This is a genomic window from Rhodococcus sp. NPDC056516, from assembly GCF_042794655.1.
GTDB lineage: Bacteria > Actinomycetota > Actinomycetes > Mycobacteriales > Mycobacteriaceae > Rhodococcus_F.
Genome location: NZ_JBHTTG010000011.1, coordinates 1 through 22078, shown reverse-complemented (window position 1 = coordinate 22078; position 22078 = coordinate 1). Strand labels below are relative to the sequence as shown.

17 protein-coding genes, 1 rRNA gene and 1 riboswitch are annotated in these 22078 nt (G+C 61.7%); of the genes, 8 read left to right on the top strand and 10 right to left on the bottom strand.

Annotated features, from left to right (window positions below; genetic code table 11):
* Positions 1 to 11 precede the first annotated feature (11 nt).
* Together ACFQ6Y_RS28710 and ACFQ6Y_RS28705 are read right to left on the bottom strand one after the other, a co-directional pair.
* Complete coding sequence (locus tag ACFQ6Y_RS28710) at positions 12 to 932, bottom strand: universal stress protein (RefSeq protein WP_378539369.1); 921 nt, start codon at positions 930 to 932, stop codon at positions 12 to 14.
* The gene (locus ACFQ6Y_RS28705; protein ID WP_378539367.1) at positions 929 to 2374 is read right to left on the bottom strand and encodes an amino acid permease; all 1446 of its coding nucleotides are present in this window, start codon (positions 2372 to 2374) and stop codon (positions 929 to 931) included. Before ACFQ6Y_RS28705 ends, ACFQ6Y_RS28710 begins: the two co-directional genes overlap by 4 nt.
* A 160-nt stretch (positions 2375 to 2534) precedes the next feature.
* Here ACFQ6Y_RS28705 and ACFQ6Y_RS28700 point away from each other — a divergent pair, with 160 nt between their 5' ends.
* Both ACFQ6Y_RS28700 and ACFQ6Y_RS28695 read left to right on the top strand, forming a co-directional pair.
* Positions 2535 to 4328: an alanine racemase gene (locus ACFQ6Y_RS28700; RefSeq protein ID WP_378640074.1), complete on the top strand. Its 1794-nt coding sequence runs from the start codon at positions 2535 to 2537 to the stop codon at positions 4326 to 4328.
* Between the two features lie 31 nt (positions 4329 to 4359).
* Positions 4360 to 5202: a hypothetical protein gene (locus tag ACFQ6Y_RS28695; protein ID WP_378539364.1), complete on the top strand. Its 843-nt coding sequence runs from the start codon at positions 4360 to 4362 to the stop codon at positions 5200 to 5202.
* Here ACFQ6Y_RS28695 and ACFQ6Y_RS28690 read toward each other — a convergent pair whose 3' ends face one another.
* Entirely contained in the window at positions 5203 to 6177 is a 975-nt protein-coding gene (locus ACFQ6Y_RS28690; RefSeq protein WP_378539452.1) for a TauD/TfdA dioxygenase family protein, read from the bottom strand. It abuts the gene before it with no gap.
* 234 nt (positions 6178 to 6411) lie between these two features.
* On the opposite strand from ACFQ6Y_RS28690, the gene ACFQ6Y_RS28685 reads away from it, so the two are divergent.
* On the top strand, positions 6412 to 6837 hold the full coding sequence (locus ACFQ6Y_RS28685) for a nuclear transport factor 2 family protein (protein WP_378539362.1): 426 nt from the start codon (positions 6412 to 6414) through the stop codon (positions 6835 to 6837).
* A gap of 3 nt (positions 6838 to 6840) precedes the next feature.
* On the opposite strand, the gene ACFQ6Y_RS28680 is transcribed toward ACFQ6Y_RS28685, so the two are convergent.
* The gene (locus tag ACFQ6Y_RS28680; RefSeq protein WP_007729258.1) at positions 6841 to 7074 is read right to left on the bottom strand and encodes a hypothetical protein; all 234 of its coding nucleotides are present in this window, start codon (positions 7072 to 7074) and stop codon (positions 6841 to 6843) included.
* A 280-nt stretch (positions 7075 to 7354) separates the two neighbouring features.
* On the opposite strand from ACFQ6Y_RS28680, the gene ACFQ6Y_RS28675 reads away from it, so the two are divergent.
* Positions 7355 to 8848 (top strand): stealth family protein, encoded by a 1494-nt coding sequence (locus ACFQ6Y_RS28675; protein ID WP_020970156.1) that lies wholly within the window; start codon positions 7355 to 7357, stop codon positions 8846 to 8848.
* 51 nt (positions 8849 to 8899) lie between these two features.
* Here ACFQ6Y_RS28675 and ACFQ6Y_RS28670 read toward each other — a convergent pair whose 3' ends face one another.
* The 3 genes from ACFQ6Y_RS28670 to ACFQ6Y_RS28660 all read right to left on the bottom strand — a co-directional run bounded on the left by ACFQ6Y_RS28670 (position 8900) and on the right by ACFQ6Y_RS28660 (position 12714).
* Positions 8900 to 10267, bottom strand: coding sequence for an NtaA/DmoA family FMN-dependent monooxygenase (locus ACFQ6Y_RS28670; protein WP_264613078.1), 1368 nt, complete (start codon positions 10265 to 10267; stop codon positions 8900 to 8902).
* A gap of 20 nt (positions 10268 to 10287) precedes the next feature.
* Positions 10288 to 11634, bottom strand: coding sequence for an LLM class flavin-dependent oxidoreductase (locus tag ACFQ6Y_RS28665; protein WP_378539360.1), 1347 nt, complete (start codon positions 11632 to 11634; stop codon positions 10288 to 10290).
* A riboswitch (SAM riboswitch) is annotated at positions 11617 to 11730 on the bottom strand. (Overlaps the previous gene by 18 nt.)
* 78 nt (positions 11731 to 11808) lie before the next feature.
* Positions 11809 to 12714 carry a phosphodiesterase gene (locus ACFQ6Y_RS28660; protein WP_378539359.1) on the bottom strand — a complete coding sequence of 302 codons (906 nt, stop codon included), beginning with the start codon at positions 12712 to 12714 and terminating at the stop codon, positions 11809 to 11811.
* Between the two features lie 339 nt (positions 12715 to 13053).
* Between ACFQ6Y_RS28660 and ACFQ6Y_RS28655 the strand changes: the two genes are divergently transcribed.
* Positions 13054 to 14427, top strand: a complete 1374-nt coding sequence (locus ACFQ6Y_RS28655; RefSeq protein ID WP_378449227.1) for a dicarboxylate/amino acid:cation symporter — start codon at positions 13054 to 13056, stop codon at positions 14425 to 14427.
* A gap of 171 nt (positions 14428 to 14598) precedes the next feature.
* Entirely contained in the window at positions 14599 to 14958 is a 360-nt protein-coding gene (locus ACFQ6Y_RS28650) for an excalibur calcium-binding domain-containing protein (RefSeq protein WP_378640071.1), read from the top strand.
* 51 nt (positions 14959 to 15009) lie between these two features.
* Here the strand turns inward: ACFQ6Y_RS28650 and ACFQ6Y_RS28645 are convergent, their stop codons facing one another.
* A complete protein-coding gene (locus ACFQ6Y_RS28645) occupies positions 15010 to 16137 on the bottom strand; it encodes an alpha/beta hydrolase (RefSeq protein WP_378640069.1) in 1128 nt (375 codons plus the stop codon).
* A 111-nt stretch (positions 16138 to 16248) separates the two neighbouring features.
* Between ACFQ6Y_RS28645 and ACFQ6Y_RS28640 the strand changes: the two genes are divergently transcribed.
* Both ACFQ6Y_RS28640 and ACFQ6Y_RS28635 read left to right on the top strand, forming a co-directional pair.
* The gene (locus ACFQ6Y_RS28640) at positions 16249 to 19431 is read left to right on the top strand and encodes an SNF2-related protein (protein WP_378640067.1); all 3183 of its coding nucleotides are present in this window, start codon (positions 16249 to 16251) and stop codon (positions 19429 to 19431) included.
* A gap of 113 nt (positions 19432 to 19544) precedes the next feature.
* Entirely contained in the window at positions 19545 to 20120 is a 576-nt protein-coding gene (locus ACFQ6Y_RS28635; RefSeq protein WP_003940660.1) for a TerD family protein, read from the top strand.
* Positions 20121 to 20201: 81 nt separating this feature from the next.
* Here ACFQ6Y_RS28635 and ACFQ6Y_RS28630 read toward each other — a convergent pair whose 3' ends face one another.
* Both ACFQ6Y_RS28630 and rrf read right to left on the bottom strand, forming a co-directional pair.
* Positions 20202 to 21491, bottom strand: coding sequence for a plasmid pRiA4b ORF-3 family protein (locus ACFQ6Y_RS28630; RefSeq protein ID WP_378640064.1), 1290 nt, complete (start codon positions 21489 to 21491; stop codon positions 20202 to 20204).
* A 495-nt stretch (positions 21492 to 21986) separates the two neighbouring features.
* A 5S ribosomal RNA gene (gene rrf / locus ACFQ6Y_RS28625) occupies positions 21987 to 22078 on the bottom strand; the annotation flags it as partial.

Sequence of the window (22078 nt, the reverse complement as noted above, 5' to 3'; positions counted from 1 at the left end):
GGCCCTGATCTCTATTCCGCTTCGGCCTGATCGACTATTCGGGTCGACGCCGATCGCGGCACCACTACCACCGGAACCGGTGAGTACCGCACGATCTTCGCTGCGCGACTGCCGAGGAACACCCGCGCCAGTGGACCTGCCTTGCTCGAGCCGACCGTCAGAACGTCACCTCGATCCCACTCGACGCCCTCGAGCGCCTCGGCCCAGTTACGACCATGGCTGATAACCGATTCCATGACGTCAGGAATTTCGGGCAGTGCACGCACACGCTCGAAGGCAGCGTTGGTCTCGCGCTCGACTACCTCGGCCCACTCGGAGATGACCGGTGAATCCCCCTCGGTCCCGAGTGTGGTCGTGTACTGCGCGTTTGCACGAACTGCAAACGCCGCCAATCTGAGTCCGGCATCGACACGCGCAGCCACAGTCGCGGCGGCGAGCACCAGATCGTCCTGATCGGGTGTGCCCGAGTAGGCGGCGGTAACGCGGCGAACCACCTCACCGGGCTTGGTTCGAAATCCCCTCGGCGCCAGCGCGACCGGAACGTCGGAGCTGTGCAGCAAGCGGGAGGTGACACTGCCGAGAGCCACGTGACCGAACACCCCGGCCGTCGACGAATCCAGGATGATCATCTTGGCTTCGTGCTCGTGAACGAGATCGAGCAGGCCACTCGACGTCGACTGAGCCTCATGCACGACATAGGTCACGTCGACGTCCGAGGGCATGTCGGCCCGCGCTTTCGCCAGCGCCGCTTCGGCTTCGGCTCGCAATTGCTGGTGGTATTCGGCGTCGACACGCGCCATTCCGGGCGGTGGCGGCGAGGGAATCACCGCGCAGATCACCAACGGTTCACCGGACGAGCGCGCCAACAGCGTTGCCAGATGGACGGTTCCGGAACTGTCACCGTCGGGTGCGTATCCCGCGAGCAGCGTCATGACTCGGACTCCGATCCCAACTCGGTGCGGTTCTTCGCACCGAGGCGCGAGTGCTTCATACCGTAGGCGAAGTACCAGATGATCGCGACGGTCACCCAGACGAGGAACACGTAGATCGTCACGGTTCGGAGGTCCTTGATGATCCACAGGCAGCCCAGGATCGAGAGGATCGGTGTCACCGGATAGCCAGGAACTTTGAAGCTGCGCGGCAGGTCCGGGTCACTGCGCCGCAGGATAATGACCCCGACCGACACCACGAGGAAGGCCACCAGGGTTCCGATGCTGGTCATTTCGGCGAGAAAGTTGATCGGAATGAAACCGGCCAGAACGCTGATGACGACACAGACGATGATGGTGTTGGGCACCGGCGTCAGAGTCCGCGGGTTCACCTTGTGGAAGATCGACGGAATCATGCCGTCGCGTGACATCGCGAACAAAATACGGGTCTGACCGTAGATGACCACGAGCGTGACGCTGCAGATCGAGATCACCGCACCAGCGGCCAGAAGCGTTCCCGGCCAGGTAGATCCGGTCACTTGTTCGAGGATGGCGGACAGTCCGGCTTCCTGACCTTCGAACGATGCGGAATTCTGCGCACCGATCGCGACGGCGACAACGGCGATGTAGATCGCGGTGACGGACACGAGTGCAATGAGGATCGCGAGAGGGAGATTGCGACGAGGGTTCTTCACTTCTTCGCCGGCGGTGGACACGGCGTCGAGGCCGATGTACGAGAAGAAGATGATTCCGGCGGCGGACATGACGCCGCTGAATCCGAACGGTGCGAAGTCGGCGAAGTGATTGCTGTTCCATCCGGCGATGCCGACCACGATGAAAAGCAACAGAATTGCAAGTTTGATCGAGACCATGATGGCGTTGGCCTTGGCCGATTCACTGGCGCCGCGGATGAGCAGAACACCGCACAGGCACACCAGGATCACTGCGGGCAGATTGATGATGCCGCCCTGCTCCGGCGCTTGTGACAACGCGTCGGGAATCTGGAACCCGAAGAGGTTGCCAAGCAGCTGGTTCAAGTATTGCGACCATCCGACGGACACCGCCGCGGCCGAGACTCCGTACTCGAGAAGCAGGCACGCGCCGACGGCCATGGCCGGAAGCTCTCCGAGCGTCGCGTAAGCGTAGGAATACGACGAGCCCGACGCCGGGACAGCTCCGGCCAACTCCGCGTAACAAATCGCTGTGAGTCCCGCGACGACACCGGCCACAACGAAGGAGATGATCACTGCCGGACCGGCGACCGGGACTGCCTGCGAGAGGACGAAGAAGATACCGGTGCCGATCGTGGCGCCGATGCCGAACATGGACAACTGCGCCAAACCGATACTGCGGGTCAGCTCGCCGCCGTTGGCATCGGCGCCGGTCTCCTGGTCTATCTGTAAAGCCGGCTTGCGCCGAAGTACGTGTTTGACGAGAGTAGCCATCGACGCTCCTCTAGAGTGCCTGGTAGGAAACTGTTGTATCCTCATACTGCACGTAAGTGTCCTGCGACACAACAGTTGGAGCAAAGTTGCCCAGCTCACTCCAACCGTCCGGTCTGGAATGCCCGGATCGTGAACCGCCATCGGAGAAAACGGGGAGATCATGACCGGACCGACCATCACCGTCGACCTGCGTCGTATCGAACAGAATGCGCGCGTCCTCGTCGAAGCGTCCAATGCCAAGGGTATTGCGGTGGCCGGCGTCAGCAAATCTACGTGTGGCTCCCCCAAGGTGGCGCGAGCAATGGTCCGCGGTGGCGTCGCACAGATCGCCGACTCCCGCCTGGACAACCTGGCCCGCATTCGCCGCGACGGCATCACCGTCCCCCTGATGCTGATCCGTGCACCGTCGTTGAACGAGATCGACGACACGATCCGATACGCGGACATCAGCCTCAACTCCGAGTTGACGACAATTGTTGCTCTCGGCAGAGCAGCACGGGCGCGAGGAGTCGTCCACGACATCGTGCTGATGATCGACCTCGGAGATCTCCGCGAAGGGATCCTGCCGGCGGAGGCGTTGGATGTAGTCGCCGAAATCCTTCCCATCGAGGGCATCAGACTGATCGGAATCGGCGCGAATCTCGCGTGCGTCGGCGGCATCCAGCCGACCGTCGACAACCTGTCGAATCTGGTCTACCTAGCCGACGAAATCACGAAGCGGTTCTCGATCGAACTGCCGATCGTTTCCGGCGGCAATACGTTCTCTCTGCCACTCCTCGAGACCGGAACGATGCCCGAGGGGATCAACCATCTGCGTTTGGGCGCCAGCATCGTTCTGGCCGAATCACCGACTCCCCCAGGACTGTACGAACTGCTGAACAACGACGCCTTCACTCTCACCGCGGACATCATCGAGGCCAAGGTCAAGCCGTCGCGGCCGTATGGAGTCTCAGGGGAAGACGCATTCGGCCGACGCCCCGTCTTCGACAACGCGGACAAGCCGAGCCGACGCCTGATCTTGTCCATCGGCCGCGAGGACATCTCGCCGGAAGGCTTGACCCCGATCGATCCGCGCCTGAAGGTGATCAGCGCCAGTAGCGATCACCTCCTCGTCGACGCCGGAGAAACAGGCGACGAATACCGACTCGGTGGCACCGTCGACTTCACGATCGATTACGGCGCGCTCTTGATGGCGATGACATCGCCCTACGTCGAAAAGCGCTACGTCCTGGGCACCGAACCGATCGATGCCAATGCGACCGTCGAATTGATCGACCTCGAAACTAGCGGGCTGGCAAGCCATCTCCTCGATCACGGTCTACGCGAAGACATGTCCGGAATCGGTTTCAGCTGCATTCAAGCCGAGAACGCCGCCGCGGATCTCACGACGTTGCCGCTGTGGCTCACTACCGAGGCCTGGCAGAACACCAGAATTCCGATCGCCACCGAACCCGGAACCGATTTGGGTGCAATCATTTTCGCCTCCCACGGCGATATCGAACAACTGCTGTCGTCGGCAGCGGATCTGCACGGCCCCAGTTTGGAGAACACCGTCTTGGTGGGCGTCAAGAACGCCACGGTCGATCACAAGCGCGCACTCGACGAGTACGAGGTATTGCTGGTGACGATCGACGAGATCGATCGCCATGGCATGGCGGCCTTGATGCCTCGCGTTCTCGCCGCGGCGGGACAGGGTGTGAACGGCGTCCACGTCCACTTCGACATGGACATCATCGACGGACGCGTTCTCGGAGTCGACGACACGACACATCTGGGCGGCCTCACGTTCCGAGAGGCCCACCTCGCCGCCGAATTCATCAGCGAGACCGGCCTGACGAGATCGATCTCGATCGGCAGCGTTGCGGCAGCGAATTCCGATCCTCTCGGCCGTCAGGCGACCTTCGTCGACGGACTGGTTGCATCGCTGCTCGGGCGCAAGGTGGTCAAAGCCTGACGTTGTCGGCAGCCCTTGCGAGAATCGTTCGATGAAGACGCGGAGGCCCGGTCAGCACGTATTCATCGCACTCGGCACGCCCTGGATTGATGCCGTGGTCGCGTTTCTCGAACCCCGAGCCCGTGTCGATCCCTGGATCATGCGCGGAAAGATGGCGACCGGTGACCTGCTGGTCACGGTTCTCGACACCACTCCTCGCACGGTGCTCTGCGTCGAGACCGTGGCTGCGCCGTTCGACGGCACGTCGTGGATGGAAGTCGATGAACGCCCGTACGAACTCCACGGTTTGCCCACCGTTCCAGAACTCGAACAACGATGGTCCATCACCTTTCCCACGGATCCTGGGCCGGTCGACGACGCACTGGCCGACCGGATTCTCACGGCCGGCCAGTCACACTATGCGCACTACTTCGGCGACATCGACACCCTGGATCCGACGTCCACGGCTGCCCACGCCCGAACTTTGATGCGCGAGCGAGGAAACTGCACAGGTTGCGGCTCACCGATGCCGTTGCGAAAGTTCAACAGCGGCGATCGCCTTCACTTTCATTCCGCATCACGGATCTTCAGGCAGGCCGAACCTGGGGACGACTACCCAGCCGTGCTGTGCCGCAAATGCAGCGGAAGGATGGCCACGTCCGGGCACACCAACTTCATCGACTACATGCTGTCGAAGAATCCACTGTGCCCGCAGTGCGGTGCACACAGAACCGCTCAGTGTGCCCCGGGGATGCCGGTCCATCCGTTTGATCACCTACCGTGGCTCGCCGGAACGGGCTGCGTCGTGGGGCCGGACACCCCGGAATGGACGTGCCGAGCGTGCAGTCACTCATGGGGACAGATGTTCCCGCCGGATCACCCGCAGCACGACTGATCAGTTCGCGGCGAAGCCGGGAAGCCGATCGATGTCCGCGATGACCGAATACTCCGCGGCGTCACCCTGGAGGATTCGACTCTGCTCGCCGTGGACGTCGACGGGGACGTCGCCGGCCAATGTCACACGGTGCACACTGCGGGCCTGAGTCCCGTAGTCGGCGATACCGTAATGCTGAGTCGCCTGGTTGTCCCAGATCGCCAGGTCGCCGGCCGACCAGTTCCATCGAACAGTGTTTTCCAACTTGATGATTCGTGCCTGCAGGATCTGGTAAAGAGCGACCGACTCCGACGGCTTGAGCCCGACGAACTCCTTGAAGAAGTGACCGAGCAGGAGGGTCTTCTCCCCCGTCGCCGGATGGATACGCACCACCGGGTGTTCGGTCTCGTAGATCTCACGGGTGAATTCGGCGTAGTAGGCCTGGCGCTGCGCGTCTACCGGGTTCGCCTGATCGACAACCTCGGCATAGTCGTAGGCATTGGTGTGAACGGCCCGCAAATTCTCGACCAAGACCTTGAGCGAAGCCGGCAGTTGGTCGTACGCAGCGGTAGTCGACGCCCACGTCGTCGCTCCGCCGTACTCGGGAATGGTCGTCGCTCGCAGAATCGAGGCTTTCGGGATGCGGTCGACAAACGTCACGTCCGTGTGCCAACTGTTGGCGGCACGGTCGAGCACCAACAGCTTGTCGCCCCTTGACTTCACCGTCGGGTGCGGGGTGGTCTGGGTGCCGAGGGTTCCGGCGAATTCGTACTGCGACGTGTCGTCGAGATGCTGCTGCCCACGGAAGAACACAACCTTGTGCGCTGCCAGCGCATAGTTGATCGCGTAGGCGGTCTCTTCGGACAAGTCCCCGGAGAGGTGCACACCGTCGATACGGGCGCCGATCAGTTCACCGACCTTGTGGACAGTGATTCCGCCGGCAGCGTAGATCTGCTCCGGGGTCTGGGTGACACGTTCGAGTTCGGTGACGGACATGGCGATCTCCTGTGAGTCGGTCAAGCCTACGGGCGCGGCAGTCGTCATGGCGCTGCCTAATGTGAACACTCAATCATTTACGCTGCGGGCTCGAATACGGTTGAACTCGAGGTGATCTCAAAGTTCGCCGCTCCCTCGCCGGAGAATACTGCCGCTCACTGGGACGAGACCGTCGTCGTTGTCGTCATGAGCTGTAGCGTGCGATCTGCCGCACCCACGTCTACGGAGGACAGCATGCAACCCGAGGGCCCTGCCGAACAGATTCGTTCAACGCTCGCTCGGATCGCCCATCTGGCTGACACCGGCTCTGTCGAGGACTACGTCGAGCAGTTCACCCGCAAGGCCGAATGGAACATGCCCGCCAATCCCGATCGCGGTATCCCCGCACAGGTGCGGCGAGGCCGCGAAGAAATTGCTGCTGGAGTAGCCGAGCGTCGAGCCGCCGGCATTCAAGGCCCGGGCACATGCACACGTCACGTCACCACAGCGATCGCCGTGGACGTGACGTCGGAAACTACAGCCCGCGTGGATGCGGTCTGGACGTTCTACGTCGACACGACCACAATTCCCAAGCTCAGTGGCGTCGGGAGTTACGCCGACGAGTTCGAACTCGAAGACGGGCGGTGGCGACTGTCGCGACGAGTGATCTCGCGCGGCTGACGCTCAGTCTTCTTCGCCGGTGATCGCCTCACACCAGTCTTCGACCTGATCGATCCCCTCTTCCGTCCATTCCGGGCTCATGTCCTCGAGTGCATCGAAGACCACCTCGCAGGTCAGCATCTCCGGTGAACCCTCCGACCCCGCTGCCTCGGTTCGCTCCGCAGACGCTGTCGCAACTGGGCCGGCGGCCAGCGCAACCGCCATCGCGCCCGTTCCGACCATCGCTTTCACACGCATCGGTTCTCCTCCTTCACTCTCGCTTCGGTCCTCGGGGTACCCGACTCGCCCCGCGTTACCCATCGCCGTCACTCATGTCCGACTTTCGGCGCCGACGGCATAGACTGAGTTCGTCGCCACCACGCTCTCGCAGCGTCGGGGGCGACAGATACACAGCTGGATCAGAATCGGAAGGCATCCCATTACAGAATCTCCCGCTCCGCACGACATCTACTTCGTACCCCCGGAGCAGGACAGCCCCAATCCCGTGGAACCGGCGTCGGCCGCGTCACGCGCACGGATGGGCGAGCTACCCGAGACCGTCCGATTCAAGAATCGTTTTGCCCTCGCGATCACGACCACCACGCCGCTCGAAGCGATGGTCGAAGATCTCCTCTTCATCCGCGACATCCTCGACGCCGCAGGAATCGAGTATCTACTCGTCCGCGGAAACGACGAGCGCCCCGTGATCGCGGTGAGCTGGACCGAGCGCAAAAACCTGCGGCAGGCACTTGTCGAGGGATGCGCAAACGCACCCTTCTATTCCAAAACCGTCGACGCGAAGAAGAGCCCAGCGCTCCTTGTCGCGGACGGTGCCCTGTCGAAAACCAACAAGTCACGGATCTTCCGCTTGTTCCGTCCGCGGGTTCACGTCGCAAGCGGCATGAACTACGGCGCGAACATCGGCGTTCAAATCGAATTGTGGTCGATTTCCGACGAAGAAATCGTCCTACCCGTCGAGAACTCACTGACACGACGAACCGTCCTCCCCGAAGAAGCTGTCCGAGGAACCGTCGAGCGATTCGGCCGGATCTGGCCGACTATCGAGAACATGTTCGCCGATCATGCCTCCGATATCAGCTTCGATATCGATCTGGTCTTTTCCTGGGTCGACGGCTCTTCCAAGGAGTTTCAGGCTCAGCGCGCCAAGCGCATGCAGAACTACATCGTCGGAGAGGGCGACGAATCAGAAGCGCGCTTCCGTCAGATCGACGAGCTCAAATACGCGCTTCGATCCATCCACATGTACGCGCCGTGGATCCGGCGGATCTTCGTCGCAACCGATTCCGATCGTCCGGACTGGCTTGCCGACGATCCGCGAGTCACGTTCATGCCCAGCGAAAAATTCTTCGCCGATCCAAGTGTGTTGCCTACCCATAATTCTCAAGCTGTCGAGTGCCAGCTGCACCATATTCCGGGTCTGGCAGAGCATTTCCTCTACTCCAATGACGACATGTTCTTCGGTCGCCCCGTTGGCCCGGACATGTTCTTCTCCCCCGGTGGGATCAGCATGTTCATCGAGGCCGACACCAGAATCGGATTGGGACACAACGACAACGACCGCAGCGGGTTCGAGAATGCGGCTCGAGTCAACCGCCGGCTACTCCAGGACCGCTTCGGTCTGATGACCACCAGGCATCTGGAGCACGCAGCGACGCCACTACGCAAGAGCGTGATGGCCGAGATGGAACGCGAGTTCGCCGAAGACTTCGCGGCCACTGCAGCAAGCACCTTCCGCGCGAGTTCCAATATCTCGGTGACCAATTCGCTCTACCACTACTACACGCTCATGAGTGGACGGTCGGTGGTGCAGAAGTCCGCAGCCGTCAAATACGTCGACACGACGGTCAAGGCCGGTTTGCGCGACATGGACTCACTGCTCGCCAAGCGCTCCATGGACTTCTTCTGCCTCAACGACGGCAGCGCTCCGGAGATCGATCTGGAACTTCGCACACGCAAGATCACGGAGTTTCTGGAGAGCTATTACCCCATCCCGGCGCCCTGGGAAGCCTAGACGAAACAAGGGCCCAGCCGATTTCGGCTGGGCCCTTGCTACTTCGGTCGATCAGCGTGCTGTCGCGCGCTCCCGCTGCACCGGGATGGGCAGTCCGAGATTTTCACGCAACGTCGTTCCTTCGTAGTCACTGCGGAGGACACCTCGATCCTGCAGCAGCGGCACCACGTCGTCGACGAACTCGTCGAGGCCGGTCGGCACAAGGTGCGATCCGAGGATGAACCCATCCGAACCGTCGTTGCTGACAAACGAATCTATTTTCTCGGCAACCTGCTGCGGTGTACCGACGATCGGTCCACGCTCGAACTGATCGATCACCACTTCGCGCAGATTCAACTTCTTGCTCTCGGCTACCGCGCGAAGTTTTGCGACGGTCGCGAAACGATCTTGGTGAATGAAGGCGCGGCCCTGGATGATCGGCGGAGCTTCGGGATCCGGAGCGATGTCGGGTAGTGGTCCTTCGGGGTCGTACTTCGACAGATCGAGATTCCAGATCTGTTCGAGCAGAACCAAAGCGGTCTGGCCGGTGACCTGCTGGTCGCGAATCTCTCGGTATTTCTCGATCGCATCTGCCTCCGAGGTGCCGAGAACAAAACTCGCCGACGGCAGGATCTTGATGTCACCCGGGTCACGTCCGGCCGCAACGGCACGTGCTTTGATATCGCGATAGAAATCGGCCGCCTCGGGCAACTGACCGTACGGTGAGAAGATCGCGTCGGCATTGCCGGCAGCAAAATCGCGCCCCTGCGGCGACACCCCGGCCTGCAGAATAACCGGGCGCCCTTGCGGGCTACGCGGCACCGTGAATCGGCCGTTCACATCGAAATGTGATCCGTGGAAAGCGAATTCACCGGCATCCGGTCGCGCGAGAAAGCGCCCTGATGCCTTGTCTGCCACGATGTCGTCGCTTCGCCACGAATCCCACAGTTCACGCACCAGCGCTACGGTCTCCTCCGCACGCTCGTATCGTTGCGCGCGGTCGAGGTATCCGCCGCGGCGAAAGTTCTGGCCGGTGAATGCGTCGAACGAGGTGACGACGTTCCAGGCGGCACGCCCTCCGGACAACTGATCGAGCGTCGCGAATTGGCGGGCCAGTTCGTACGGCTCGTTGAACGTGGCATTGATAGTGCCGGCCAATCCGAGGTGTTCGGTTACCGCCGCCAACGATGCAAGGACCGTGAAGGTGTCCGGCCTACCGATGATGTCTTGGTCGAAAATCTGTCCCGCACGCTCACGAAGGGCGAGGCCTTCGGCGAGGAAGAAGAAGTCGAACTTCCCACGCTCGGCGGTTCGAGCGGTGTGCTCGAAAGAATCGAACTCTATCTGGCTGCCCGCCTGCGGATCCCACCACGCAGTGTGATGGTTGACGCCGCCGAGGTAGGCACCCAGGATGACCTGCTTACGCTTCTGAGAACTCATGAGAATCTATTCCTCGTCTGTCAGGCGGCCGGAGTACCGGCGGCGTAGCGGTTGGGAACGTCGATGGGTAGACCAAGGAGTCCGCGAAGATTCGCCTGCGGATATTCGGTGCGGAATACGTTGCGTCGCTGCAATTCAGGCACCAGCTCACCTGCGATGGCGTCGAGGTCGTCCACGACAACGCCCGGCCGCAAACGGAAGCCGTCGATTCCCAACTGCTGCCACCGGAGAACAAGATCCGCCAACTCCGCAGCAGAGCCGGTGAAGGTCAGTGCGTCCGAACGGTATTCGGCGCCGGCCTGCGCGTCGAGGCGAGCGAGCCGTTCCTTTCCGGTTTCTTCCGGCGTATCGAAGAAGACGACGATGTCGGTGAAGACCCGAAGAGGTTCGCCGGTGCGCTGCACGTGTTCTTCGGCTGCTCGCACTTCACCCAGGATTGCCGTGACCTGCTCCTCGTCGAACGGCGTCACGAACACCAGATCGGCCGTCCGCGCCGCCAGTTCGTACGCGACCCGCTGATGTGCCAACGCGGTAACGACGGGATGCCCCTGCGGCGGGCGCGGGGTCACCGACGGTCCACGGACCGACAAATACTTTCCCTCGAAGTCGATGTAGTGCAACTTGTCCCGGTCGATGAATCGGCGCTGCTCCACGTCGCGGATCTCGGCGTCGTCCTCCCAGCTGTCCCAGAGTCGCCGGATGACGTCAGCGGCCTCCGCAGCTTCGTCGAACAGGTCACGTACGAAGTCCGGGAGGACACCTGAAACGATCGACTGACGCTCGGCATCGGTGAGCGCTGGGATGTCGCGTCGCCCGAACTGGGCCGCCTCGGACTCCGAAGCCGACACCTTCACCTGCCATCCGGCGCGACCACCCGAGGTGTAGTCCAGGGTGGCAACGGCTTTGGACACGTGGAACGGTTCGGTGTGAATGGTGGTGATGGTCGGGATCAAACCGATGTTGCTCGTGACGGGTGCCAGTCGGGCCGCCACGAGATGTGCGTCGAGCCGCGCGCGTACCCGATCAACGGCGTCGTCGACGGGCGCGAGTGGATCCGCCGGAACCGAGAGGCTGTCCTCGATGGTGACGAAATCGAGCAGACCACGCTCGGCGGTCGTCACCACGTCAGTCCAATACGACGCGCTTAACAGCTCACTCGGGCGCGAGTGTGGCTCTCGCCAGGCTGCAGGGTGCCAACCGGCACCGTCCAGCGCTACGGCGAGATGAAGCGGAGCAAGATGAGAAGAAGGGGTGGAGGTCATCGGCGCATACTCCTGTTCGAGAACTACTCGGGAGCGCACAGTGCCGACCGCAGAAACCGTCAGCACCCGACTGACGGTTCTCGTGGCGACTGCCGCTTGCGACACGCACCGCGCGTGTCGCCAGGTGTGATTCCGGGGCACCCCATCGGCATGAAGGGTTGCCGTCCAGCTAGCCGGTCCTTGTTGCTGGAGCTCTGCACCTACCTCGACGGTAGTGAGTACGCGACCGCCCGACAATCAACCCGAACCGTGCCGGCCCGCCGGAAACCGCCTGCCACCTCAGACGATCGAGCGCCTCGCCTTTTCGCTCTCGAGGATTCGAATGCCGGCGGCGCCGAGCCTCCGGACTCCCTCGGCCGCGTCGACGGGCTCACCGACCGTCACGTGAGCGCCGAGAGGAACGACCGAATGAACAATCGTCTCGTCGTAGACGTGCACCAGGTTGCACCCCTGAGCCCCGTCTCGACCACGCTGCCCACCGACTTCCACGTTCAGGTCCTGGGTGTAACACGTCGACGACGCCACGGACACGGGAATCCCGGCGAACGTCGCCGTCGTCGAATAGTGAAGGTGTCCGGCAAGAATCGCCCGAACATCACTGCCTCGCAGGACGTCTGCCAGCCGGGGCTGATCGCGCAACTCCACCAAGACTGCAAGATCCTGAATACACGGAACCGGGGGGTGATGCAGCGCCAGTATCGTTCCGTCGGGCGCGGGGACCGCCAACTCTGCTCGTAGCCAGTCCAATTGACGATCCGTGATCTCACCGTAGTGATGACCCGGAACCGACGAGTCCAGGGTGATCACCCGCAGTCCGTCGAGATCGTAGACGTTGTCGACGGGATGATCTGCTGCGTCCTCGCCCAACAGCAACGATCTGAAGGTGGGGCGGTCGTCGTGGTTACCCATAGCCCAGATGACCTGTGCATCGATCTCGGCCGCCACGGGTTCCACGATGGCTTTCAATTGCGCGTACGCGTCGGGGTGCCCCTCGTCGGTCAGGTCGCCGGTGAAGAGGAGTGCGTCGGGGCGTGCGCCCGAGGCCACTATCCCGCGGAGCACTTCCCGCAACCTCGTCGACGCATCCACGGCGTCGTACAACTCCCCCTGTGCTACCAGATGTGTGTCACTGAGGTGCACCAGAAAATGCTTCGGACGCGGGTACTCGGCATTCCGAACGCTCATCGGTCTCTCGCTTCCGCTTGCCGACGCGTAGGCGCCGGTGCGGCACCTACTGATCGTCGACACTAGTCAACCGACCAACAGTGACTGATCGGGGCACACCCGACGAACACGAAGCGAACTCCCGCGGCGACCCTCGGGATCGAGTAGTTGAAGCTGCGAGTAGTGTGTGGACAGTGTTGTTCCTGACCAGTCGGCGTTACGTCGACCTTCGCCTGCAGGCGAGCGCAATGTGTACGTGCTCGCTCTGACCTGACGCGTACCAGGAAACATTTCTTCGAATCTGCCCGGCCTCTGGTGCCGCGCTGCGTTTCGCTCCCTTGATTTTCGAAAGGCATAGTCATGCCCAGCTCCACCTCCACCGGCGTGCCGGAAAAGTCCACGTCCCGTTTTCCGTCCTGGGCGACGGCATTCGGACCGCAGATCGTCGCCGGCCTCGTACTCGGTGTCATCATCGGTCTGGTCGCCCGGGCCATGCCTGATGCGGCCGACGGCAACGTCAACTGGTTGGTCGGCACCGTGCAGACCATCGGTTCGAGTTACGTCAAGCTGCTCACCGTTGCGGTGATCCCGCTGGTGTTCACGGCCATCGTCAGCTCCATCGCCAACCTGCGACAGGTCGCCAATGCAGCTCGCCTGGCCGTGCAGACCTTGCTCTGGTTCGCGATCACCGCGTTCATCGCTGTGATCATCGGCATCATCGTCGGCCTGATCACCGATCCCGGTTCACGGACCGACGTCGCCGCCGAAGCAGCGAAGGAACCCAAGAGCTCCGGTTCGTGGTGGGCGTTCATCACCGGACTGGTTCCGAACAACTTCCTGGGGCTGGGCGCAAAGACTTCCGTCACCGAAGGTGTAGCGACCACGTCGCTGAGCTTCAACGTCCTGCAGTTGCTCGTCATCGCCGGTGCAATCGGTATTGCTGCGCTCAAGATCGGACCGAAGGCTGCTCCGTTCCTCGAGTTCAACGCGTCGCTCCTCGCGATCGTTCAGAAGGTCCTGTGGTGGATCATCCGCCTCGCCCCGATCGGCACCGCCGCGCTGATTGCCAACGCTGTCGCCACCTACGGCTGGGATGCGATCGGCTCGCTGGGCGTCTTTACCGCTGCCATCTACATCGGTCTGGCGATCGTGTTCTTCGTGGTCTACCCCATCCTGATTGCCGCACATGGCCTCTCGGTCCGGAGCTTCTTCTCCGGCGTCTGGCCCGCGACTCAGCTCGGCTTCGTCTCGCGCTCGTCGATCGGTACCCTGCCGCTGACCGAACGCGTCACCGAACGCAACCTCGGTGTTCCTCGTGAGTACGCCTCGTTCGCCGTTCCGCTCGGTGCCACCACGAAGATGGACGGTTGCGCCGCAATCTATCCCGCGATCGCGGCAATCTTCGTAGCCGGCTTCTACGACGTTCCGCTGACGTTCACCGACTACCTGCTGATCGTCGTCGTTTCGGTCATCGGCTCGGCAGCAACGGCCGGAACAACCGGTGCGACAGTCATGCTCACACTCACGCTCTCCACCCTGGGTCTTCCGCTGGCCGGCGTCGGCCTGCTCCTCGCCGTCGAACCGATCGTCGACATGGGTCGTACCGCAGTCAACGTCACCGGCCAGGCACTGGTCCCGGTCATCGTCGCAAAGCGTGAGGGAATCCTCGACAAGGAGCGCTTCGACGCTCCCCGCAACGGTGATCCGTTCGCCGAGGAACTTGTCGACGCGTAACCCTCTCTGACAACAGCAGCGTCCCCGCACCTGAGCAATACGGTGCGGGGACGCTGCTTTCACCCCAGATTTCACCCTTGCCGAAATAAACCATTTGGTCGTTATGACCAGTATGCTCAGCCGGCACAGCCCTCCGAAGTGGAAGGGCTGCCCAGTTGAACACGAGGTCACATGAAGCTCCGCCGTCTGGCATTCAGCGTCGCAGGTTGCGCCGCAATCACTCTGGTTGCCGCACCCGCCGCTCAGGCATCCACGGTTTTCGATTTCCTACCCATCGAGATCGCACGCATGATTCCGACTGGCTCTGCAGACGCAGTCCAGCCGTTCCTTCCCCCGGTCTTCGTACCGCCGGCGCCGCCCGCTCCGCAAGCGCCCCAGAACCAGCCTGCGCCGCAGAACACTCCCGCACCGGCGCGGTACTACCAGAACTGCACTGCCGTGCGTAACGCCGGAGCATCTCCGTTGTACCGGGGTCAGAACGGGTACGCCCCGCATCTCGACCGGGACAACGACGGCATCGCCTGCGAGTGATCCAACGCTCGGGTTGTGGTGAGCCACAACCCGAGCCCCGTTATCGAACCGTCAGACGCCAAGTGCCCGGGACAGAGTCGGCCACGCCTTCGGCAGTCGTTCACGCCAATACGCCCACGCGTGTGTGCCGTTCGGCTCGTAATCCACCTGCGCCGGAATCTTCAGCTCCTGCAACCGAGCGTCGAACATCTTGGTGCAGGCATGCGCAGCAACCTCGATGCCGCCGCCGATCACCAGACGCTCGAGCAGTTCAGGAGTCTGCAGCGTCTCGTCGGATCCGGGAAGACCGTTCGCCGTCGACACGTAGATTTCCTTGCCTCGCAACTTCTCTGCGTTGATCAAAGAATCGTGCGCCTCCCACTCCGGGCCTCCTGGCACACCCCAGATGTTGGCCGGATCTCCGCTTCGAGAAGAAATCGTGGCCTGAACGGCAGTTCGCCCAAGCGGATCCATCGTGGAGTAGCAGCCACTGAAAACCGCGACGCCCCGGTACATGTGCGGAAAGCGTTGGGCGAGCATCATTGCGCCCATCGCGCCCATGGAATTGCCAGCAATCGCGTTGATGCCGTTGGTCTCGAGTCGTGCGTCGATCAGCGGTGGCAGCTCTTCGGTGATGAAGGTTTCCCACTTGTGCAGTCCCAGCCGCGGATCCGGATTCTCCCAGTCCGAGTACAGGCTCGCGATTCCGCCATTGAGCATCACGACGTTGACGTTCTTGTCGGCGAAGAACGCCGGAGCGCCGCCGATCGTCATCCATCCGCTGCTTTTCTCTCCGGCGTCGACACCCTCGAGCATGTACAGCGCTGGGCGCGGAACCGAATTGTCAGCGGGTAGCAAAATCTCGACGCCGACCTCGCGTCGAAGTGCAGGCGACGCCACCGTCAGCCTGACCGCCTGTGGTGCGGTCACCTTCTCGCCGACGATGGCCGGGACGACGATGTCGTCGCGCATGTCCGGTTTGGGGCCCGGATCCTCCTGAAGTGGTCCCGGGATCGTCGACCCCGAGCTCACGCTTCCCTCGACGCTGCCCAGACTTCCCGAGCTTCCCGAACTACCCGAACTTCCGGAACTCGGCGCTGCCGTCGACAGTCCGCCCAATTGCAAAGAAAGTGCACAGACGGCCAAACACACCGCACCTGTGCGCGCAGATCGAATCCACGCACGCCGCTCAGTCCTCATGAAACTCCCAAACAAGTCAAAGATGTTTCCGTGAACATACCGTGCAGTTCGGACTTTCTTGGACAAACGACCACGACAAGATCTGTCGGACGCCGCCACTAGGCTGGCCCCGTGCAACCGGACTCAGTCAAGGCACTCGACCTCGACCGAATTCGCGCTGTCGTCGGCACGACAACCTACGACCGCGGACTTACCTACCTTCAGCAGAATGCGGTCGTATCCATCAGTTGGAACGACACCCCGGATACCTTGACCGGCGCTGTGGCGGGGACCGCGCGGGAGCCGTACGCCTGCACAATCTCCATAAGTCACAGCGCGACCGGTGCTGCCACATTCGCGCGTGGCCTCTGCACGTGTCCGGTGCGGATGAACTGTAAACACGTGGCCGCGTTGGTGCTCGCAGCGGTCGCCGAGGCGAACACGACGCCACGACAACTCGGGTGGGACGGCGCGCTTGAGGAGTTGCTCCAGCCAGACCCCCACGACCGCACTACTCGTGGACTCGGCATTCAATTCACCACCCGAACCAAGGGCACATCGACACGGCTCCTCCTCAAACCCGTACAGCCAGGAGCGAGAGGGTGGATCTCCGGCGGACTTGCCTGGAACAAACTCGGAAGCAGCTTTCAGTTCCCCGCCGACCACATCCGGGTTTTACGCGACATTCATCTTCTCCACAGCGCGGGCAACCATTACCGAAATCAGAATGCAGCGGAAATCGATCTTGCCGGGTTTCCGAGCCCGCAACTCTGGTCGCTTCTTGATGAGGCGATCAGCGTCGGCGTTTCACTCGTTCACTCGAAGGCCGGCCTCGGCAACATCTCCCTACTCGACGACGCCAACATCTGCCTCGACGTCCACGGAGCAGAAGACGACAACCTCCGTCTCACTCCCCGAATTCAGACCGATGGGCACATCATCACCCATTCCGACTGGGGACTTGTCGGTACGCCGGCACATGGTGTCTTCGCGCTCGACGCCGCCAACGCGATCACGCTCGCACCGCTGCACACGCCGGTCACCCACCAATTGAGGCAGTTGATCGACTCCGGAAAGTCAGTCGACATACCCGCCGAGCATCGGGATGCGTTCACTTCGCGGTTCGTGTTCAAACTCGGAAGCCTCGCTCCCGTCCTATCTTCCGACGGTGCTTACAACCCACCGACTGTGTCCGGTCCTCGGCTACAACTGATGGCCACTTACGAAGGCGACCACCGCATCGACATCGAGTCGGCATGGAAGTACACCGTCGATGCCGACGAACTGATCATTTCTACCGCCGATGCAACCACCGACGAGTCCGAGGTCCGCAATCACGCTGCCGAAGATGCCATCACCAACAGCCTCGGCGCGGCCGCGGCGAAGGCCACTCTCGCGGGAACTTTGACCGGCCTCGATTCCATGCAGTTCACACTCGACCTCCTGCCCCAACTCGAAGCGCACGACGCCATCGACCTCACGGTTGCAGGAACCCCCGCCGACTACCGGCCTGCAGACGACGCTGTCGTGATCGGCCTCAGCACATCAGCCCCCGACGGGGACAGCGGATCCGACTGGTTCGACCTCGATGTCACCGTCGATGTTGCGGGACAAAGCGTTCCGTTCACAACACTGTTCTCTGCTCTGAGCAAGGGCGAGACTCACATACTGCTACCGGACGGCGCCTTCTTTCGGCTCGACGCACCTGAACTACTCGGCCTGCACCGTCTCATCACCGAAGCGCGGTCGCTACTCGATCGGCCTACCGGCAAACTCGGGATCAGCAAATTTCAGGCCGGACTGTGGGAAGAATTGACGGCGCTCGGAAGGGTCGAACATCAAGCAGCAGCTTGGAAGAAGCAGATCGCAGGATTGCTCGGCAGTTCGGGCATCGATCCCGTCGAAGTCCCGGACACGTTGACGGCAACGCTACGTCCCTATCAGGTCGACGGATTCCGTTGGCTCAATTTCCTGCGCCAGCACAGCCTGGGCGGCATACTCGCCGACGACATGGGCCTGGGCAAGACACTGCAGACCCTCGCAATGATCTGCGCTGCAAGGCAGTCGAATCCAGCCGCGCCTCCCTTTCTGATCGTCGCACCCACCAGCGTGGTCTCCAACTGGAAGTCCGAAGTGGCGAAGTTCGCACCGACCCTCCACACTGCTGTCATCACGGACACGCTGCGCCGCAGAAAAACCGATCTGGCCGCACTCGTCGACGGGGCGGACATCGTCGTGACGTCGTACGCCCTCTTCCGACTCGACACCGATGCATATTCCGCGGGCCGCTGGTCCGGACTGGTACTCGACGAAGCCCAATTCGCCAAGAACCACAAGTCCAAGGTCCACCAGTGTGCGAGGGCGGTGAACGCACCGTTCAAACTCGCGATCACCGGAACACCCATGGAAAACAATCTTTTGGAGTTGTGGTCGCTGCTCGCGATCACTGCACAGGGACTGTTTCCCAGCCCCACCACCTTCACCGACTTCTACCGCACTCCCATCGAAAAAGACGGTGATGCAGAACGATTGGCGCAACTGCGACGACGCGTCAAACCGCTGATGGTGCGGCGGACCAAGGAACAGGTGGCCGCAGACTTGCCGCCCAAGCAGGAGCAGGTACTCGAGATCGAGTTGCATCCGAGCCATCGCGCAATCTACGACACTCATCTACAGCGCGAACGGCAAAAGATCCTCGGCCTGCTCGACGACGTCGACAAGAACCGATTCACGATCCTGCAATCGCTGACGATACTGCGCCAACTCAGTCTCGATGTCTCACTCGTCGACAAGGACAGCGGATCGATACCGTCGGCCAAAGTCGACGCTCTCGTCGAGCAACTGGACGACGTCATCGCCGGCGGACACCGTGCGCTGATCTTCAGTCAGTTCACCGGGTTCCTCAGCTCGGTGCGCACCCGACTCGACGCGGAAAACATCCCGTACAGCTATCTCGACGGTTCGACGCATAATCGCGGTGAAGTGTTGGAGGAGTTCAAGTCTGGCTCGGCCCCAGTCTTTCTGATCAGCCTCAAAGCTGGTGGCTTCGGCCTCAATCTCACCGAGGCCGACTACTGCTTCATCCTCGACCCCTGGTGGAACCCGGCCGCCGAGGCACAAGCGGTCGACCGTACTCACCGCATCGGGCAGACACGAAACGTCATGGTCTACCGCCTCATTGCCAAAGACACCATCGAAGAGAAGGTCATGGCACTCAAAGCCAAGAAGTCGGCATTGTTCTCGAATGTCATGGACGCCGAAGGCACACTGGGCACCGGACTCGACGCCGAGGATCTTCGCGCGCTGTTCGAGTGAGGTGCCTATTCGCTCGAACCGCACCTACCCGCTCACGGTAATGTGAGTCGAGAACGGACAACACAGAACTCCCGAACGAAGAAATCCACTTCGTTCGAACGAGAGGAACCTGAATGGGCGTCACACTTGCCAAGGGCGGCAACGTATCTCTGTCGAAGGCCGCACCCAACCTGACCAAGGTCGCAGTCGGTCTCGGCTGGGATGCACGCAGTACCAGCGGCGCCGACTTCGACCTCGACGCCAGCGCGTTGGTCACCGGCCCGGAACGCAAGGTCCTTTCCGACCTGCACTTCGTCTTCTACAACAACCTTCGCTCGCCCGACGGATCCATCGAGCACACTGGCGACAACCTCACCGGTGAAGGTGACGGCGACGACGAGGTCATCAACGTCGATCTTCCTGCCGTACCGCCCAACGTCACCAACATCTTCTTCCCGGTCTCGATTCACGACGCCGATGCCCGACTCCAGTCCTTCGGACAGGTCACCAACGCCTACATCCGCGTCGTAGATTTGTCGAATGGCTCCGAGCTGGCACGCTACGACCTCTCCGAAGATGCATCGACCGAGACCGCCATGCTTTTCGGCGAGCTCTACCGTCACAACGGTGAGTGGAAGTTCCGTGCAGTCGGACAGGGATACGCATCCGGACTCGCCGGCATCGCCCGCGACTACGGCGTCAACATCTGATCTCCACCGGTACACGAAACGGGGTTCGATCCGGTATTCCCGGTTCGAACCCCGTTTCGGTTGTCTGCGTCAGTTCTCGGGTTAACGCTTCAGAATCGCCCTCGCGAGATGAACAGCCCAGGACGAGTCCGCTTTGGTGCCGAACTTCCCCAACTCGTAACCCGTAGCGCCGATCAAACCAAGCACCTCGACGGTGCTCCCGGACGTGTCACGTTTGGAAATCTGAGCCCCGGACATGAGGATGCTCGACGACCGAATCGGCTCTAACGCTCCCGCGACGAAACGATGACGATCTGCCGGCGACAAGCCAGCGGCTACGGCGAGGAGGACAAGGAGTTCCACCGCTCTCTGCGAGCCGCCCGGCGCGACCGGAACACCCTCGACGATCACCGACCACGTCATTGACGCGTCCCGCTCGGCTGACTGTCCCCGCTTCGTCAGTAAAATTTGCCCTTTGTGCTTTCGCACCAGGCCGAACTTCTTGAGCACTGCGAAGAGTGATCGCCCTTGGGGGAGGTTTACCGGTCCCAGTTCAGGTTCGTCGAGCATCGCATCGACCGTCATGAAGAAATCATCGGCGTCGATCCCTTCGACACCGATCAGCGCCAAGACCGTCTGAAGGCGTTGGCCCGCCTCGACGTGGACCAACTCTCCGATTGCCGACTCATCGTCAATGCCGGCTCGGGCGAGGACCGCGTGCAGTTCCGGGACTCGCGAGGGTTCCAGGCATTCGACGAGCTTCGCCATGTCGTACGGCGCAACGATCTCGTCCGGTCGAGGTGTATGAAGTCGATTGTTGACCTCAGCGATCTCGAATCGTGTCGGCTCGAATTCAGTTTGCGGCCATTCGAGGGTCCATTCGTGGGAGCGCAACTTCTCCGAAGCGAGGACACCGAGAAGCTGCTCGTACTCGTCAGGCCCGACGCATTCCTCCGGCGGACAAGCACCGCGACCCGCTGCACATACAACTTGGAATCCGTCGGGCAGTACTTCCGAAGATTCAAGCGTCAGTGTGTGGCGCCAGTTCCCGAAGCGTCCGTAACGATAACTGATTTCATCGCCAGGCGAGACCATGACCTCGTCCAGACGTACGGCGGACTCCACGATCGCCACTCGTCCGGCGCGACGCTGCTCGGCGCTGCTTCCGGAAGCGACGTACTCTTCGACCTCGCCCGGAAATCGGCTGCCGGACTTGGACCACGCGTGCGAATGACGGTCACTCCACCCCATTGCCCGTTGGACCACCGAATGCAAGTCATCCAGATTCAGATCCGACGCGACGAGGATTCGTCTCCAGATCTGGGTGGAAACATTGTCGACGCTGATACGTATCGCGTATTGCGCCGGTACCGCGCGCCTCTTCGAACGCAACGATCGCGCTACCTGAAGGCCCCCACGCCCTCCGCCAGTTTCTTGTACAAATCTTCGCAGTTCTTCCGGTTCCGTCGGAACGAGTCGCAAATGCGACACCCTCGAGCTGCTCAACCCCACCATGCCACTCAGCCTAGGCCAAAGTGCTAGGGACGAAGGCACAAAATCGGAGAGTACTTCGGACTTATGAGACGGTTCACAATCTATACCTTGGCTAACAAGTCGCTATGTGCGTCGGCGCCAGCATCTTCCTCGCCCCGCCTTTGCCTTGCCCTGCCCTGCTGGTGTGAACGTACCGTTCATCTCGTTGAAGGCGACGGAAGTGCCGTTCGCTCGATCCCGGCGCGTCGTCGGTCACGCCCCTGCCCGGATGGTGTGAACGTACCGTTCATCTCGTTGAAGGCGACGGAAGTGCCGTTCGCTCGAAGGCGGGGGGTGTTTTGGGTACGAGAAAGCCCCCCAACCATCACTGGTTGGGGGGCTTCTCTAAATTGTGTTCGGCGGTGTCCTACTCTCCCACACCCTGTCGAGTGCAGTACCATCGGCGCTGAAGGGCTTAGCTTCCGGGTTCGGAATGGGACCGGGCG

Bases quoted from the DNA above. Each gene is read 5' to 3' on its own strand.
- ACFQ6Y_RS28655 (WP_378449227.1), top strand. From the start codon at position 13,054: ATGCCCAGCTCCACCTCCACCGGCGTGCCGGAAAAGTCCACGTCCCGT.
- ACFQ6Y_RS28705 (WP_378539367.1), bottom strand. From the start codon at position 2,374: ATGGCTACTCTCGTCAAACACGTACTTCGGCGCAAGCCGGCTTTACAG.
- ACFQ6Y_RS28690 (WP_378539452.1), bottom strand. From the start codon at position 6,177: ATGTCCGTCACCGAACTCGAACGTGTCACCCAGACCCCGGAGCAGATC.
- ACFQ6Y_RS28680 (WP_007729258.1), bottom strand. From the start codon at position 7,074: ATGCGTGTGAAAGCGATGGTCGGAACGGGCGCGATGGCGGTTGCGCTG.
- ACFQ6Y_RS28660 (WP_378539359.1), bottom strand. From the start codon at position 12,714: ATGAGCGTTCGGAATGCCGAGTACCCGCGTCCGAAGCATTTTCTGGTG.
- ACFQ6Y_RS28700 (WP_378640074.1), top strand. From the start codon at position 2,535: ATGACCGGACCGACCATCACCGTCGACCTGCGTCGTATCGAACAGAAT.
- ACFQ6Y_RS28695 (WP_378539364.1), top strand. From the start codon at position 4,360: ATGAAGACGCGGAGGCCCGGTCAGCACGTATTCATCGCACTCGGCACG.
- ACFQ6Y_RS28710 (WP_378539369.1), bottom strand. From the start codon at position 932: ATGACGCTGCTCGCGGGATACGCACCCGACGGTGACAGTTCCGGAACC.
- ACFQ6Y_RS28670 (WP_264613078.1), bottom strand. From the start codon at position 10,267: ATGAGTTCTCAGAAGCGTAAGCAGGTCATCCTGGGTGCCTACCTCGGC.
- ACFQ6Y_RS28650 (WP_378640071.1), top strand. From the start codon at position 14,599: ATGAAGCTCCGCCGTCTGGCATTCAGCGTCGCAGGTTGCGCCGCAATC.
- ACFQ6Y_RS28645 (WP_378640069.1), bottom strand. From the start codon at position 16,137: ATGAGGACTGAGCGGCGTGCGTGGATTCGATCTGCGCGCACAGGTGCG.
- ACFQ6Y_RS28675 (WP_020970156.1), top strand. From the start codon at position 7,355: ATGGGCGAGCTACCCGAGACCGTCCGATTCAAGAATCGTTTTGCCCTC.
- ACFQ6Y_RS28635 (WP_003940660.1), top strand. From the start codon at position 19,545: ATGGGCGTCACACTTGCCAAGGGCGGCAACGTATCTCTGTCGAAGGCC.
- ACFQ6Y_RS28685 (WP_378539362.1), top strand. From the start codon at position 6,412: ATGCAACCCGAGGGCCCTGCCGAACAGATTCGTTCAACGCTCGCTCGG.